At 69.9% G+C, this 14,829-nt stretch carries 16 protein-coding genes; 4 read left to right on the top strand and 12 right to left on the bottom strand.

The features are described from left to right. Positions 1–112: 112 nt before the first annotated feature. Positions 113–1,057, top strand: coding sequence for a hypothetical protein (locus AB0M26_RS20575; protein ID WP_365263133.1), 945 nt, complete (start codon positions 113–115; stop codon positions 1,055–1,057). On the opposite strand, the gene AB0M26_RS20570 is transcribed toward AB0M26_RS20575, so the two are convergent. The 12 genes from AB0M26_RS20570 to AB0M26_RS20515 all read right to left on the bottom strand — a co-directional run bounded on the left by AB0M26_RS20570 (position 1,032) and on the right by AB0M26_RS20515 (position 11,358). After that, positions 1,032–1,853 (bottom strand): hypothetical protein, encoded by an 822-nt coding sequence (locus tag AB0M26_RS20570; protein WP_365263130.1) that lies wholly within the window; start codon positions 1,851–1,853, stop codon positions 1,032–1,034. The two genes, AB0M26_RS20575 and AB0M26_RS20570, sit on opposite strands and share 26 nt — an antisense overlap. Positions 1,854–2,113: 260 nt before the next feature. Beyond that, positions 2,114–3,103 (bottom strand): 2,3,4,5-tetrahydropyridine-2,6-dicarboxylate N-succinyltransferase, encoded by a 990-nt coding sequence (gene dapD, locus AB0M26_RS20565; RefSeq protein ID WP_365263127.1) that lies wholly within the window; start codon positions 3,101–3,103, stop codon positions 2,114–2,116. A 372-nt stretch (positions 3,104–3,475) separates the two neighbouring features. Next, entirely contained in the window at positions 3,476–4,015 is a 540-nt protein-coding gene (locus AB0M26_RS20560; RefSeq protein WP_365263124.1) for a TetR family transcriptional regulator C-terminal domain-containing protein, read from the bottom strand. Then, positions 4,015–4,338, bottom strand: coding sequence for a multidrug efflux SMR transporter (locus AB0M26_RS20555; protein WP_365263122.1), 324 nt, complete (start codon positions 4,336–4,338; stop codon positions 4,015–4,017). The genes AB0M26_RS20560 and AB0M26_RS20555 overlap by 1 nt, the downstream gene beginning before the upstream one ends. Before the next feature lie 400 nt (positions 4,339–4,738). Beyond that, positions 4,739–5,068 carry a metal-sulfur cluster assembly factor gene (locus AB0M26_RS20550; protein WP_365263119.1) on the bottom strand — a complete coding sequence of 110 codons (330 nt, stop codon included), beginning with the start codon at positions 5,066–5,068 and terminating at the stop codon, positions 4,739–4,741. Then, the gene (gene sufU, locus AB0M26_RS20545) at positions 5,065–5,529 is read right to left on the bottom strand and encodes a Fe-S cluster assembly sulfur transfer protein SufU (RefSeq protein ID WP_365263116.1); all 465 of its coding nucleotides are present in this window, start codon (positions 5,527–5,529) and stop codon (positions 5,065–5,067) included. The genes AB0M26_RS20550 and sufU overlap by 4 nt, the downstream gene beginning before the upstream one ends. An 11-nt stretch (positions 5,530–5,540) precedes the next feature. After that, positions 5,541–6,797, bottom strand: coding sequence for a cysteine desulfurase (locus tag AB0M26_RS20540; RefSeq protein ID WP_365263113.1), 1,257 nt, complete (start codon positions 6,795–6,797; stop codon positions 5,541–5,543). Further along, positions 6,794–7,558: a Fe-S cluster assembly ATPase SufC gene (gene sufC / locus AB0M26_RS20535; RefSeq protein WP_365263110.1), complete on the bottom strand. Its 765-nt coding sequence runs from the start codon at positions 7,556–7,558 to the stop codon at positions 6,794–6,796. Before sufC ends, AB0M26_RS20540 begins: the two co-directional genes overlap by 4 nt. Before the next feature lie 7 nt (positions 7,559–7,565). Continuing rightward, the gene (locus AB0M26_RS20530) at positions 7,566–7,892 is read right to left on the bottom strand and encodes a non-heme iron oxygenase ferredoxin subunit (protein ID WP_365263107.1); all 327 of its coding nucleotides are present in this window, start codon (positions 7,890–7,892) and stop codon (positions 7,566–7,568) included. Further along, positions 7,889–9,115 (bottom strand): Fe-S cluster assembly protein SufD, encoded by a 1,227-nt coding sequence (sufD, locus tag AB0M26_RS20525; RefSeq protein WP_365263104.1) that lies wholly within the window; start codon positions 9,113–9,115, stop codon positions 7,889–7,891. Before sufD ends, AB0M26_RS20530 begins: the two co-directional genes overlap by 4 nt. 69 nt (positions 9,116–9,184) lie before the next feature. After that, complete coding sequence (gene sufB / locus AB0M26_RS20520) at positions 9,185–10,606, bottom strand: Fe-S cluster assembly protein SufB (protein ID WP_365263101.1); 1,422 nt, start codon at positions 10,604–10,606, stop codon at positions 9,185–9,187. Beyond that, positions 10,603–11,358, bottom strand: coding sequence for an ArsR family transcriptional regulator (locus AB0M26_RS20515; RefSeq protein ID WP_365263158.1), 756 nt, complete (start codon positions 11,356–11,358; stop codon positions 10,603–10,605). The genes sufB and AB0M26_RS20515 overlap by 4 nt, the downstream gene beginning before the upstream one ends. Before the next feature lie 239 nt (positions 11,359–11,597). Between AB0M26_RS20515 and AB0M26_RS20510 the strand changes: the two genes are divergently transcribed. The 3 genes from AB0M26_RS20510 (at position 11,598) to AB0M26_RS20500 (ending at position 14,648) form a co-directional block, all read left to right on the top strand. Then, positions 11,598–12,524 (top strand): ABC transporter ATP-binding protein, encoded by a 927-nt coding sequence (locus tag AB0M26_RS20510; protein ID WP_365263098.1) that lies wholly within the window; start codon positions 11,598–11,600, stop codon positions 12,522–12,524. Further along, positions 12,521–13,303, top strand: coding sequence for an ABC transporter permease (locus AB0M26_RS20505; protein WP_365263096.1), 783 nt, complete (start codon positions 12,521–12,523; stop codon positions 13,301–13,303). The genes AB0M26_RS20510 and AB0M26_RS20505 overlap by 4 nt, the downstream gene beginning before the upstream one ends. A gap of 352 nt (positions 13,304–13,655) precedes the next feature. Continuing rightward, the gene (locus AB0M26_RS20500; protein ID WP_365263093.1) at positions 13,656–14,648 is read left to right on the top strand and encodes a COX15/CtaA family protein; all 993 of its coding nucleotides are present in this window, start codon (positions 13,656–13,658) and stop codon (positions 14,646–14,648) included. Positions 14,649–14,829 lie beyond the last annotated feature (181 nt).

The raw sequence follows: 14,829 nt of genomic DNA, 5'->3' as shown, positions 1-14,829 counted from the left end.
AGACGCCACCAAGCAACAGCCCGACGCAGCCACTACCAACGACGATCCGCCGACGGACCCACTGGATAGATCACAAAACCGCACTGGAGTATTAGCTTCCGAATACCGACAGATGGGACGAGAGCAGGTGACGGGGCAGGAACCGGAGGGGAAGTCCTTCCTGGAGAAGGCCGCCTATGTGGTGACGCCCGGGACGGTCGTCTTCGGCCTGCTCTACTACTTCGGCAGCACCTACTGGAGCGCGTACTACTCCTATTTCGGCGTCCGGGTGAGCGAGCTGGAATTCTCCACGCAGGACCATCTGCTCGGCAGTCCGGACGCACTGTTCCTGCCTCTGTGGATCATGCTGATACTGAGCATTCTCGGGCTGCTCGTCTTCCGCCTGACCGAGCGCCGGCTCTCCCGACCCGAGGCGGAGACGTCACGGCGACTGGTGTACCGGGTGCTGGCCGCCACCGGTGCGGTACTACTGCTGCTGGGCTTCCCGGTCTTCCTCGAGCCCGAGTGGTGGCGGCAGGCCGTGACGCTGCGTCTCGATCCCGGCTGGCCACGGGATCTGGTGCCGCCGTTCTTCGTGGCCCTGGGCGTGGTGATGCTGATGTTCGCGCTGTATCTGGGCCGGGGGCCGCACCGCCGCCGGGACCGGTACTGGAGCAGTGCCGAGGGGCTGCTGATCGCCGTCCTGGCGATGGTCGTCTTCTTCGACATGGCGCGTTACGCATACGGGGCGGGGCGGGCCGACGCCCTGGGTGACGCGGTCCACGACTTCCGGAACATGACCCCGGTGCTCGTCCATTCGCGTACGCCCATTTCCCCTGCCTCCCCCGACATTTCGTGCACGGACCGCGGAAAAGCGCATCAGCCCTTTCGCTTCCGCTGCACCGGATTCCGCGTTCTCGGAAAGTCCAGTACGCGCTATTTCCTTGTGCCGTGGCGGCGCCAACGGGGCGGAGACATCACGTTCGTGCTGCGCGACGACGACTCCATTCATGTGGAAGTGCTCGGCAGGGCACGCGGGACGGGCGGCGGCCTCAAAGGCCTGGCCCCGGGGAGGTGACGGAGTCCGTCGGGTGATCGGTGGGGGGCGAGTCGGGCGGGGTGTCCGGAGGGCCGGTGCGAGTCGTGGGGCCGGGGGGCCCTGTGGGCCGGCCGGATGGTCCGCGGGTGCCGTCCCCGGGAGGCCCGGATGTGGACTGCGGGGCGGGCTCGGTGGTGTCCGGCTCGTCCGTGCCGCCGGACAGAACCGCGCGGATCGGCCATGTCGGGGAATCGATCTCCAGGCCGACCGCGGTGGGCTCGCCGCTGCGGGGGGTGTAGCGGATCCGGAACCTGCAGATGCCGTGGGGCGCCAGCGTCTCGTCACCACAGCCGTCGGCCACGATCGCGTAAGTGGGCGGCTGTGTGGTCCTGCCGCGGGGTTCGGTGGTCCGGCTTCGGGACTTCCTGGAAGACGGTTCCCCCGGTGGCGACTCCGCACCGGCATCCCGCTCTCCGGCGATATGCGGCCGCCCGTGCTCCCACCTCTCACCCGTCTCGTTCCGCACCTCGACATCCATGTCCGCCGACTCTCCGACCGGTACGTGCGGGAAGTTGATGCTGTCCTCAGGCCCGCCGTCCTGTGCTCCGGGGAAGAGGGTCGCGGATCCGGCGGGCGAGGACGTCGGCGTGGCCGTGTCGTCGGAGGTGCCTCCGGCGCAGCCTGCCAGGGCGAGGAGGCCAAGCGCGGCCGAGGCGCGGAACACGGCTGCGGCGCGGAACACGGCCAGGGAGCGGAAGACAGCCGGGGCGCGGAACACGACGGCCGACGGCCGCGGGCGTGCGGCAGCAAGCGAGTCTCCGGGCTCGCCGGGCATGACACCTCCGTTTGCGTGCTCGCCGTACCGTTCGAGCCTGCCACGGGCGGTAGGCGCGTCTCCGGGCATGCTCCCGCGCCACACAGCGCCGTCAGCCGTTCGGTCGCGTGCCCACGGCACGGCCCGGTGCGGAACGACGACGGCCCGGCGGGCCGGGGTGGCCTGCCGGGCCGTCCGTAGCCGTCGCAGCGGGACGCGCCGCCAGGTCGTCACGATCGGGTGCCGTTGGTCGATCAGCCGCTCCGGCTACGGCGGAGGGCTCAGTTGTGGCTGTGCAGCGCCTCGTTGAGGCCGCCCCAGGAGCCCGAACGCGGGAGGACCTCGACCGTGCCGGTGGTGGAGTTACGGCGGAAGAGGAGATTGCCGGCGCCCGAGAGCTCCAGCGCCTTGACGACGTTGCCGTCCGGGAGTGTGACGCGGGTCCCCGCCGTCACATAGAGCCCGGCCTCCACGATGCACTCGTCTCCCAGCGCGATGCCGATGCCTGCCTGGGCTCCGAGCAGGCAGCGCTCGCCGATGGACACGATCTGCTTGCCGCCGCCGGACAGGGTGCCCATGATCGACGCACCGCCGCCGATGTCGGAGCCGTCGCCGACCACGACGCCCGCGCTGATCCGGCCCTCGACCATGGAGGTACCGAGGGTGCCGGCGTTGAAGTTGACGAAGCCCTCGTGCATGACGGTGGTCCCGGACGCGAGGTGGGCGCCGAGACGTACGCGGTCGGCGTCACCGATCCGAACGCCGGACGGGACGACGTAGTCGGTCATCCGCGGGAACTTGTCGATGCTGGTCACATTCAGGTTGAGGCCGTCGGCGCGGGCCGCGAGCCGTACCTTCTCGACCTGGTCGCCGGGCACCGGCCCCAGGTTCGTCCACGCGACGTTGGCCAGCAGCCCGAAGATGCCGTCCAGATTCTGGCCGTGCGGCCGGACCAGGCGGTGGCTGAGCAGGTGCAGCCGCAGGTACGCGTCGTGCGCGTCGAGCGGCTTGTCGTCCAGGGACGCGACGACCGTCCGTACGGCGACGATCTCGACTCCACGCCGCACGTCCCGGCCCAGGGCCTTGGGCGCGGACTCGCCCAGGAGCTCGGCGGCGCGGTCGGCGCCGAGCCGCTCGGTCCCCGCGGGGCCCGGCTCGGAGGCCAGCTCCGGGGCCGGGAACCAGGTGTCGAGTACGGTGCCGTCCGCGGCGACGGTGGCGAGACCGGCGCCGACGGCGCCGGTGGTACGAGAAGCAGTCGTGTCGGTCATGTTCGAAACCTAACGGCCCAGGGGCCGCCGATGCGAACCGGTCTCAACGGTCAGACCCCCGGGCGGCTCCAGCTGGGCAGAGGTGCGGTGAGACCGTCCTCGTCGCCCTCGGTCGGTGGCGGTCCGGTCACGGATGCTCAAGCAACGACCCAACCCCCTCTGAACCGCTCCGACTCGTCACCGGGTGGTCGGTGGCCTTGTCCCCGCCCGTAGCCCGCACGGGACTCAGCGGTTCACGGCGGCGCGGCAGTGCACGGCCCGCCGACCGGCAGTGGGCGGGCCGGCAGTGAACGGCCCGTGACGGGCAATGGGCGGGCCCGCGGACCGGAAATGGACGGCCCGCGGACGGCAGTAAGAGGGCCCGCGGACCGCTCAGCCGATGACCCGGGCGAGGGCTTCGCGGGCCCCCGCCCGGTCGAACGGCCGCCCCGTCAGCAGGAGTTGAAGCAGCAGCCCGTCCAGCAGCGCTATCAGGGCATGCGCCGTGGCCTGCTCGTCGGTGTAGTCGCGGAGGACCGCGACCGCCGCGTCCAGCCATTCGGCGGCCACGGGCTTCAGTGCCTCGCGGCGCAGCGCCGCGAGGTAGAGCTCGTACTCCACCCGCATACGGGCGCGGTCGCCCGCCATCAGCTCGTCCAGGAGCGCGGCGAGCCGGTCGGCCAGCGGGCCTTCCGAGTCCAGGTGGCGCCGCCAGTCCTCTACTGCCGTCGGCGGCTCCACGCAGACCTGTCGCAGCGTCGCCACCAGCAGATCGTCGAGCGTGGCGAAGTGGTACGTGGTCGAGCCCAGCGGGACGTCGGCCTCGGCGGCGACCGAGCGGTGGCTGAGCCCGTCCAGGCCGCGCCGCTCCACGACCCGGATCGCCGCGTCGATGATCCGCTGCCGACGGTCGGGGTCGTAGCGGCGGGCCATCAGTGACTCGCTCCGCCGAGGTTGAGCACCACGACTCCGGCGATGACGAGCACGATGCCGATCAGCCTCGGGGCGGACGCCGACTCATCGAGGAAGATCATGCCGATGGCGGCGATGGCCGCGGTGCCAATGCCGGACCAGACGGCATAGGCGGTGCCGACGGACATGGTCTTGAGCGTCTGCGCAAGCAGCGCAAAGGCGACGAGGTAGCCGGACGCTGTGGCGAGCGAGGGCCACAGCCGGGTGAATCCGTCGCTGTACTTCATCGCGGTGGTGCCCAGGACCTCGGCGAGGATTGCGCCGGACAGCATCAGCCACATCATGCGTACGAGCGTACACACCGTTGTGTACGGCCGTACGCACAAACGCCGCGCGCGTTCAGTCGGTGAGTGCGGTCCTGGGCAGGGCCAGGCCCGTCAGTCTGCCCGCCGCCCGCGGGCCGCACCGGGACGCGGCGCGGGCATCATGCCTACGGCCCAGCCGTACAGCCCACGGGCGCCCGTACGCGCGAAAAGCCTTGCCCCGCTGGGCGTGGACCCGGCGGGGCAAGGCTGGGACGTCAAGGGCCGGTCCCCGGACCACAAGGTCCCCGGACGACAACGTCGCGGGACGGTGAAGTCCCGGGACGAGGTCGCGGGACGGTGAAGCCGCGGGACGAGGTCGCGGGACGGTGAAGCCGCGGGACGAGGTCGCGGGACGGTGAAGCCGCGGGGCGGCGAGCCGTCAGACGTTGAAGCCGAGCGCCCTGAGCTGCTCGCGACCGTCGTCGGTGATCTTGTCGGGACCCCACGGAGGCATCCAGACCCAGTTGATCCGGAGCTCGTTCACGATCCCTTCGGTCGCCGACTTCGCCTGGTCCTCGATGACATCGGTCAGCGGGCAGGCCGCGGACGTCAGCGTCATGTCGATGGTGGCGATGTTGGTGTCGTCGACGTGGATCCCGTAGACCAGCCCCAGGTTGACGACGTCGATGCCCAGCTCGGGGTCGACGACGTCCATCATCGCCTCGCGGACCTCTTCCTCGCTCGCGGGCTTGGTGGTGGTCTCGCTCATACCGTCTCCTTCGCTGCGCCGTCGCCCAAGGCCTGGGCGGTGGCGTCCTTCCATGCCATCCAGCTCAGCAGAGCACACTTGACGCGGGCCGGGTACTTGGAGACGCCGGCGAACGCCACACCGTCCTCCAGCACCTCCTCCATGGCATCGTCCGGCTCGATCCGTCCCTTGGACTGCATCAGCTCCAGAAAGGTCTCCTGGATCTTCTGCGCCTCGTCGAGACTCTTGCCGACCAGCAGCTCGTTGAGCACCGATGCGCTGGCCTGGCTGATCGAACAGCCCTGGCTCTCGTAGCTCACATCGGCGATGGTCTCGCCGTCGTAACGGACCCGGAGGGTGATCTCGTCGCCGCACGTCGGATTGACGTGGTGCACCTCGGCGTCCCCGTCCCGAAGCCCCCGCCCGTGCGGGTGCTTGTAGTGGTCCAGGATGACGTCCTGGTACATCGAATCCAGCTTCACGAGCGACCTCTCTACCCGAAGAAGTTCCGTACGTGCTCCAGGCCGTCGACCAGAGCATCGACCTCGGCCGGCGTGGAGTACAGATAGAAGGACGCTCGCGTGGTCGCGGGAATTCCGTACCGCAGGCAGACCGGCCGCGCGCAGTGATGGCCGACCCGGACCGCAATCCCCAGCTCGTCGAGCACCTGGCCCACATCGTGGGGGTGGATGTCGCCGAGCGTGAACGAGATCGCGGCGCCGCGGTCCTCAGCCGTCATCGGACCGATGATCCTGAGGTCCGGCACCTGGAGCAGACGCTCCACCGCGTATCTCGTGATGGCGTGCTCATGAGCCTGGATTGCCTCCATGCCCACCGACTTCAGGTAGTCCACCGCCGCACCCAGCCCGACGGCCTGCGCGATCGGGGGCGTACCGGCCTCGAACTTGTGCGGGGCGGGGGCGTAGGTCGAGGAGTTCATCGAGACGGTCTCGATCATCTCGCCGCCGCCGAGGAACGGCGGCAGATCCTCGAGCAGCTCCTGGCGGCCCCACAGCACCCCGATGCCCGTCGGGGCGCACATCTTGTGCCCGGTGAAGGCCACGAAGTCGGCCTGCAGCGCTTGGACGTCGAGTGGCATGTGCGGGGCGGCCTGCGAGGCGTCGACGACGACGAGCGCGCCGACTTCCTGTGCCCGCCGCACGATCTTCTCGACGGGGTTGACCGTGCCGAGGATGTTGGAGACGAGGACGAACGAGACGACCTTGGTCTTCTCGGTGATGATCTCGTCGATGTTCGACAGGTCGAGACGGCCCTCGTCGGTGAGGCCGAACCACTTCAGCTTCGCGCCCGTGCGCTGTGCGAGCAGCTGCCACGGCACGATGTTGGAGTGGTGCTCCATCTCCGTGATGACGATCTCGGTCCGGTCGTCCACGCGGTACGGCTCGTCGGCCCAACCCAGCATGTTCGCCACGAGGTTGAGGGACTCGGAGGCGTTCTTGGTGAAGATCACCTCGTCGCGGCTCGGCGCGTTGATGAAGCCGGCGACGGTGTCGCGGGCGCCCTCGTACGCGGCCGTGGCCTCCTCCGCGAGCACATGCACGCCGCGGTGCACATTGGCGTTGTACCGCTCGTAGTACGCGCTGAGCACGTCGAGCACCTGGCGCGGCTTCTGCGAGGTCGCCGCGTTGTCCAGGTACACGATCCTCCGGCCGTCGTGAACCTGGCGGTCCAGGATGGGGAAGTCCTTGCGGATCGCCTCGGTGTCGAGGAGGCCCGGCAGCTCTGTCACTCGGATGCGCCACCCTTCACGTACGCCTCGTAGCCCTCTTCCTCCAGCTTGTCCGCGAGCTCCGCGCCACCGGACTCGGCGATGCGGCCGCCCGCGAAGACGTGGACGTGGTCGGGCTTGATGTACCGCAGGATGCGCGTGTAGTGCGTGATCAGCAGGGTGCCGACCTCGCCACTCTCGCGCACCCGGTTCACGCCCTCGGAGACGATCCGCAGGGCATCGACGTCGAGACCGGAGTCGGTCTCGTCGAGGATCGCGATGCTCGGCTTGAGCAGCTCGAGCTGCAGGATCTCGTGGCGCTTCTTCTCACCGCCGGAGAAGCCCTCGTTGACATTGCGCTCGGCGAAGGAGGGGTCGATGTTGAGGCGCTCCATGACCTCCTTGACCTCCTTCACCCAGGTGCGCAGCTTGGGGGCCTCGCCGCGGATGGCGGTCGCGGAGGTGCGCAGGAAGTTGCTCACCGAGACGCCGGGGACCTCGACGGGGTACTGCATGGCGAGGAAGACGCCGGCCCGCGCGCGCTCATCGACGGACATCTCCAGGACGTCCTCGCCGTCGAGGGTGACGGTGCCGCTGGTGACCGTGTACTTCGGATGGCCCGCGAGCGAGTAGGCCAGGGTGGACTTGCCGGAGCCGTTGGGGCCCATGATGGCGTGCGTCTCGCCCTGCTTCACGGTCAGGTCGACGCCGCGCAGGATCTCGCGAGGGCCGTTCTCGGCCTCGACGGAGACGTGCAGGTCGTGGATCTCAAGCGTTGCCATGGGTGCCTCAGGACTCCTGGGTGACGGAGACGAGAACGTCGTCCCCTTCGATCTTTACGGGGTATACGGGGACAGGGCGCGTCGCGGGCAGGCCGGACGGTTTCCCGGAGCGCAGGTCGAAGCGCGAGCCGTGCAGCCAGCACTCGATGGTGCAGTCGTCGACCTCGCCCTCCGAGAGCGACACGTTCGCGTGTGAGCAGATGTCGTGGATCGCGAACACCTCCCCCTCGGTGCTGACGACGGAAACCGGCACACCGTCGAGCTCGACACGCTTGGGCATGCCCTCCTCGAGCTCGCTCAGCCCGCAGACGCGGGCGAATCCTTCGACGCTCATGCGACGGACGCCTCCAGCTCGGCCTCGATCTTGGAGATGAGGCGCTCCTCGACGTCCGGCAGGCCGATCTGCTGCACGAGCTCGGCGAAGAAGCCCCGGACCACCAGACGGCGGGCCTCGTCGGCCGGGATGCCGCGGGACATCAGGTAGAAGAGCTGCTCGTCCTCGAAGCGGCCGGTCGCCGAGGCGTGACCGGCACCGACGATCTCGCCGGTCTCGATCTCCAGGTTGGGGACCGAGTCGACGCGGGCGCCGTCGGTGAGGACGAGGTTGCGGTTCAGCTCGTAGGTGTCCGTACCGGTGGCCGAGGCGCGGATCAGCACATCGCCGATCCATACGGCGTGCGCGTCCTTGCCCTGCAGAGCGCCCTTGTACGCCACGTTGCTACGGCAGTTGGGGGCCTCGTGGTCGACGAAGAGCCGGTGTTCCTGGTGCTGGCCGTTGTCGGTGAAGTACAGGCCGTAGAGCTCGGCCTCGGCCCCCGGGCCCGCGTAGCGCACACGCGGGTGCAGGCGCACGAGATCGCCGCCGAAGGTGACCACGACGGACTTGAAGGTCGCGTCGCGGCCGACCAGGGCGGTGTGCTGCCCGGCGTGGACCGCGCCGTCGTCCCAGTCCTGCACGGAGACGACGGTCAGCTTGGCGCCGTCGCCGAGGTGGTACTCGACGTTGGCGGCGAGCACCGCGTCACCGGTGTGGTCGATCACGACGACGGCCTCGGCGAAGGCCCCGAGCTCGATGATCTGGTGCCCGAACGCGGTGCCGCCCTCACCGTGCACGGCGATGCGCACCGGTTCCGTCAGCACGGCGTCCTTGGGCACCGAGACGACCGAGGCCTTCTCGAAGCCGGAGAACGCCTGAGCGGCGACCCGGTCGACGGGCTTGCCGGCCTTGCCCACTCGGGCGTCGTCACGGCCCACGGTCTCGACGGTCACGCTCGCCGGCGCGGTGACCTCGACCCTGACCCCGCCGCCGTCGGCGGCCGCGGTGCCGTCGTGCAGGCCCTTCAGCCGCTCGAGCGGCGTGAAGCGCCATTCCTCCTCGCGGCCGTGCGGCACCGGGAAGTCCGCCACGTCGAAGGACGGCGGCGCACTCATCCGGGTGGCGATGGTGGACTCGCCGGCCACCGCGATCGATCCGGTGGTCGTGGCACCCGCCGCTGGGGGTCCCCCCTGGACCGGAGCTTGTCGGAGGCCCTTGGGGGAGTTCTCAGGCTCAGCCATAGCTGTCGTCGTGCTCTCTCTCATTACGTCAGAAAACAGTGCTGCTTCGGGGGCGGGCCGGGTTGGGGGTCAGCCGACCGCGCCCTCCATCTGCAGCTCGATCAGCCGGTTGAGCTCCAGCGCGTACTCCATGGGCAGCTCACGCGCGATCGGCTCGACGAAGCCGCGCACGATCATCGCCATGGCCTCGTCCTCGGACAGCCCACGACTCATCAGGTAGAAGATCTGGTCGTCGCTGACCTTGGAGACGGTCGCCTCGTGGCCCATGGACACGTCGTCCTCGCGGACGTCGACGTACGGGTACGTGTCCGAGCGGGAGATCGTGTCGACCAACAGTGCGTCGCAGAGCACGTTGGACTTCGAGCCCTCGGCGCCCTCACCGATCTCGATCAGACCGCGGTAGGACGTGCGGCCGCCGCTCCGCGCCACCGACTTGGAGACGATGTTCGAAGAGGTGTGCGGGGCCATGTGGACCATCTTGGCGCCGGCGTCCTGGTGCTGGCCCTCGCCCGCGAAGGCGATGGACAGGGTCTCGCCCTTGGCGTGCTCGCCCATCAGGTAGACGGCCGGGTACTTCATGGTGACCTTGGAGCCGATGTTGCCGTCGACCCACTCCATGGTCGCGCCCTCGTAGGCCACGGCGCGCTTGGTGACCAGGTTGTAGACGTTGTTCGACCAGTTCTGGATGGTCGTGTAGCGGCAGCGGGCGTTCTTCTTGACGATGATCTCGACGACCGCCGAGTGCAGCGAGTCCGACTGGTAGATCGGCGCCGTGCAGCCCTCGACGTAGTGGACGTAGGCGCCCTCGTCGACGACGATCAGCGTCCGCTCGAACTGGCCCATGTTCTCGGTGTTGATCCGGAAGTAGGCCTGCAGCGGGATCTCGACGTGCACGCCCTTCGGCACGTAGATGAACGAGCCACCGGACCAGACGGCGGTGTTCAGCGAGGCGAACTTGTTGTCGCCCGCCGGGATGACCGTGCCGAAGTACTCCTTGAAGAGCTCGGGGTGCTCACGGAGACCGGTGTCGGTGTCCAGGAAGATGACGCCCTGCTCCTCGAGGTCCTCGCGGATCTTGTGGTAGACGACCTCGGACTCGTACTGCGCCGCGACACCGGCGACGAGGCGCTGCTTCTCGGCCTCGGGGATGCCCAGCTTGTCGTACGTGTTCTTGATGTCCTCCGGCAGGTCCTCCCAGGAAGCGGCCTGCTTCTCGGTGGAGCGCACGAAGTACTTGATGTTGTCGAAGTCGATCCCCGACAGGTCCGAGCCCCAGTTGGGCATGGGCTTCTTGCCGAAGAGGCGCAGCCCCTTCAGGCGCAGCTTGAGCATCCACTCGGGCTCTGACTTCTTCGCGGAGATGTCGCGGACGACGTCCTCCGACAGGCCGCGCTTCGCGGAAGCACCGGCGAGGTCGGAGTCGGCCCAGCCGTACTCGTAATTGCCCAGACCCTCGAGTTCGGGGTGGGCAGTCTCCGTGGGGAGAGTCATGCGGGGTTCCTCCCGGCCGTGCTTGCAGATGCTGTGGTGGTCCTGGTGGTGCGCTTGCCCGGTGGCTGCGGGCCGTGGCCCGCCTTCGGGACGAAGGTCGTGCAGACCCCGTCGCCATGGGCGATCGTGGCCAGTCGCTGCACATGCGTGCCGAGCAGGCGGGAGAAGACCTCGGTCTCCGCCTCGCACAGCTGCGGGAACTGCTCGGCGACGTGGGCGACCGGGCAATGGTGCTGGCAGAGCTGTTCACCGACCGGTGCGCTGCGTGCCGTAGCAGCGTACCCGTCGGCCGTCAACGCCTTCGCCAGCGCCTCGGTGCGGTCCTCCGGTGCGGCGCCCTCGACGGCCTCGCGATAGGTCTCGGCCTGGGCGGCGAGGCGGGCGCGGGCGAAGGCCGCGACCGCGGCGGCGCCCTTCTCGCCTCCGCCGGCCGCCTCGGCGATCCAGCGCAGGGCGTCGGCAGCAAGGTGGTCGTAGGCCTGCTCGAAGGCGTCCCGCCCACCGTCGGTCAGGGCGAAAACCTTGGCGGGGCGGCCGCGGCCGCGCGAGCCGTAGACCCGCTGCTCGCGGGGCTCGACGACGCCGTCGGTGACCAGCGAGTCCAGATGGCGGCGGACCGCGGCCTGGGTCAGTTCGAGCCGCAGGGCGAGCTCGGCAGCGGTGGAGGGGCCGTGGTCGAGAATCGACCTGGCCACGCGGTTCCGGGTGCTGCGCTGGCCTTCGTCGCCGAACGGCACGGTGGGAGCGGGCACGCCTGTCGCGGCGGTCGCCTCGACCGCCGCGGCTTCCGGAGCCTCGCCCGCGTATTTCACAACGCCATTGTTGCGTAATTCCCCGGACCGCGACAAGCGAAGATCGGTACGCCGAAGGGTGGGCTCGATCACTTAGGGTCACCTAAGTGAGGAGGGCGGGCCGCCCCGGACCCAAGGGGAAGGCCCCGCTCCGGCCCCTGAAGTCCGCGCCCCGGCTTGCGCTCCGTACACTGCCGGGCATGCGAAGCGACCCCGTCGTCCAGGTGCAGGGTCTGGTCAAGCGGTACGGCCGGAAGAGCGCGGTGGACGGCCTCGATCTCTCCGTCGGGGCGGGCACGGTCACGGCGGTCCTCGGCCCCAACGGCGCCGGGAAGACCACCACCGTCGAGACCTGCGAGGGCTACCGCAGACCGGACGCCGGAACCGTTCGGGTCCTCGGCCTGGACCCGGTCTCCGAAGCGGCCGCCCTCCGTCCCCGCATTGGAGTGATGCTGCAGTCCGGAGGGGTCTACCCGGGTGCCCGCGCGGAGGAGATGCTGCGCCACACGGCCGGACTCCACGCGCACCCCGTCGACGTCGGCCTGCTCGTCGAACGCCTCGGCCTCGGCGCATGCGGCCGTACGCCCTACCGCCGGCTCTCCGGCGGCCAGCAGCAGCGGCTGGCGCTCGCGATGGCCGTGGTCGGGCGGCCGGAGCTGGTCTTCCTCGACGAGCCGACGGCCGGACTCGACCCGCAGGCGCGGCGCGCCACCTGGGATCTGGTGCGCGAGCTGCGCACGGACGGCGTCACCGTCGTGTTGACGACCCACTCCATGGACGAGGCCGAACAGCTCTCGGACGACGTCGCGATCATCGACGGCGGCAAGGTGGTGGCCCAGGGCAGCCCCGAGGACCTGTGCCGCGGCGGCGCGGAGAACACGCTGCGCTTCACCGGCCGTCCCGCCCTCGACCTGTCCACCCTCCTCAAGGCGCTGCCGCCCGAGACGGCGGCGGCAGAACTGACCCCCGGTGCGTACCGCGTGACCGGCGAGGTCGGCCCGGAGCTGCTCGCCACCGTCACGACCTGGTGCGCGCAGCACGGAGTGATGCCGGAACGGATCTCCGTGGAGCGGCACACCCTCGAGGACGTCTTCCTGGAGCTGACCGGCAAGGAGCTTCGCGCATGACCGTCACCGGCACGGCCACCGGTACCTTCGCCCCGAAGCCCGGACGGGCCCCGCTGGGTCGCATGATCGCGGCGCAGACTGCGCTGGAGACCCGGATGCTGTTGCGCCACGGCGAGCAACTCCTGCTGACCGTGATGATCCCGGCGCTGCTGCTGACGCTGTTCAGCACGGTCGATGTCGTGGACACCGGTGACGGCTCGGCCGTGGACTTCCTGGCGCCGGGTGTGCTGGCGCTCGCCGTGATGTCCACGGCCTTCACCGGGCAGGCGATCTCCACCGGCTTCGAGCGGCGGTACGGCGTTCTGAAGCGGCTGGGCGTATCGCCGCTCCCCCGCTGGGCGCTGATGACCGCGAAAACGGGCTCGGTACTGGTCACCGAGGTCCTCCAGATCGTGCTGCTCACCGTGGTCGCTCTAACGCTCGGCTGGACGCCGCACGGCAATCCGGCGGCCGTCGTGCTGCTGCTCGTCCTCGGTACGGCGGCGTTCTCGGGCCTCGGTCTCCTGATGGCGGGCACGCTGCGGGCGGAGGCCACCCTGGCGGCCGCGAACCTGGTCTTCCTGCTCCTGCTGGTCGGCGGCGGCGTCATCGTGCCGCTGGACAAGTTCCCCCCGGGTTCACAGGCGGTGCTGCAGCTCCTGCCCATCTCTGCGCTGTCCGACGGGCTGAGGGACGTGCTGCAGCAGGGCGCCGGGATTCCGTGGGGCGATCTGGGTGTGCTCGCCGGATGGGCGGCCCTGGGCCTGGGTGCGGCGGCCCGGTTCTTCCGCTGGGAGTGACGCCTCCGTGCTGCCTCAGTGACGCGACTTCCGTCTCTGATGAAAGACGCCTCCGTCTCCGGCCAGTTGACGCTTTCGTCGCTGGTGAGTTGACGCCATCGTCCCCGGCGAGTTGAACTTCCGTCGCTGCTGAGTTGACACGTCCGTCACGGGTGAGTTGAGGCCTCTGTCACCGGTGCGTCGAGGCTTCTGTCACCGGTGCGTCGGGGCTTTCGTCTCCGCGGGAGTGACGCTCCGGCACCCCGGAGAGTGACGGTTTCCGCCCCGCACTCCGACCCGTCCGCTGCCGTACGAGGGGTGGTAGCGAGGGGGGTTGTGAAGCCGTGCACAAGCGGCCGCCTACGATGGGCCCGTGCCGAAGTTGCTCGAAGCCGCGCGGAATCCTCTCGCCTTCATCGCCCAGCGCTGGACGCCGTCCCCCCGGACGCTCCGGCGCGCCGCCCTCACCGCACTCGTCATGAGCGTGGTCATCGTCGTCACCGGTGGCGCCGTCCGGCTCACCGGCTCCGGCCTGGGCTGCCCGACCTGGCCGTCCTGCACCGAGGAGAGCCTCACCGCGACCCGGGAGATGGGCATCCACGGGGTCATCGAGTTCGGCAACCGGATGCTGACATACGTGCTGTGCGCCGCCGTCGGCGGAGCGATCATTGCGGCCCGCGCCGTCAAGCCCCGCCGCAGGAGCCTGACCCGGCTCGGCTGGGCGCAGTTCTGGGTCGTCATGGGCAACGCCGTCCTCGGCGGCATCACCGTGCTGACCGGACTCAACCCGTACACCGTCGCGGCGCACTTCCTGCTCTCTACCGCCCTCATCACGGTCGCGCTGCTGACCTGGCAGCGAGCCGGGGAGGGCGACGCCGAGCCACGGCCGCTCGTGGGCGGTGCGGTCAAGCAGCTGGCCTGGGTGCTCGTCGCCGTGACAGGAGCCCTGGTCGCCGTCGGCACGGTGGTGACGGGGGCCGGACCGCACGCGGGCGACTCCAGCGACGTGCCGCGCATCGGGATCGACTGGACTCTCATCGCCCAGGTCCACGCCGACCTCGCGTGGATCGTGGTGGCACTCACCGTGGCCCTGTGGTTCGTTCTCAAGGCGGTCGACGCTCCGCTCGGCCCGCGTGCCCGTACGCGCGATCTGACACTGATCCTGCTCGCCCAGGGCGCGATCGGCTACGTCCAGTACTTCACCGAACTGCCCGAAGTCCTCGTCGCGACCCACATGCTGGGCTCGACCCTGGTGTGGATCGCGGTGCTGCGCGTGCTGCTGTCGCTGCGCGAGCGGCCGGTCGCCGAGCCCGGGGTCCCGGGCGCCGTGCCGGAAGGCTCAGCTGTTCCGGCCGCGGCCGTCTGAGCAATACGCGCGCCCGGCACCGTCCGAGCCGTACCCCCGCCCGGCACCGTCCGAGCCGTACCCCCGCCCCGCACCGTCCGAGCCGTACCCCCGCCCCGCACCGTCCGAGCCATACCCCCGCCCCGCACCGTCCGAGCCATACCCCCGCCCCGCACCGTCCGAGCCATACCCCCGCCCCGCC

It is taken from the genome of Streptomyces sp. NPDC051776 (assembly GCF_040681345.1).
Classification (GTDB): Bacteria; Actinomycetota; Actinomycetes; order Streptomycetales; family Streptomycetaceae; genus Streptomyces.
This window is presented reverse-complemented; position numbering and strand designations above follow the sequence as displayed.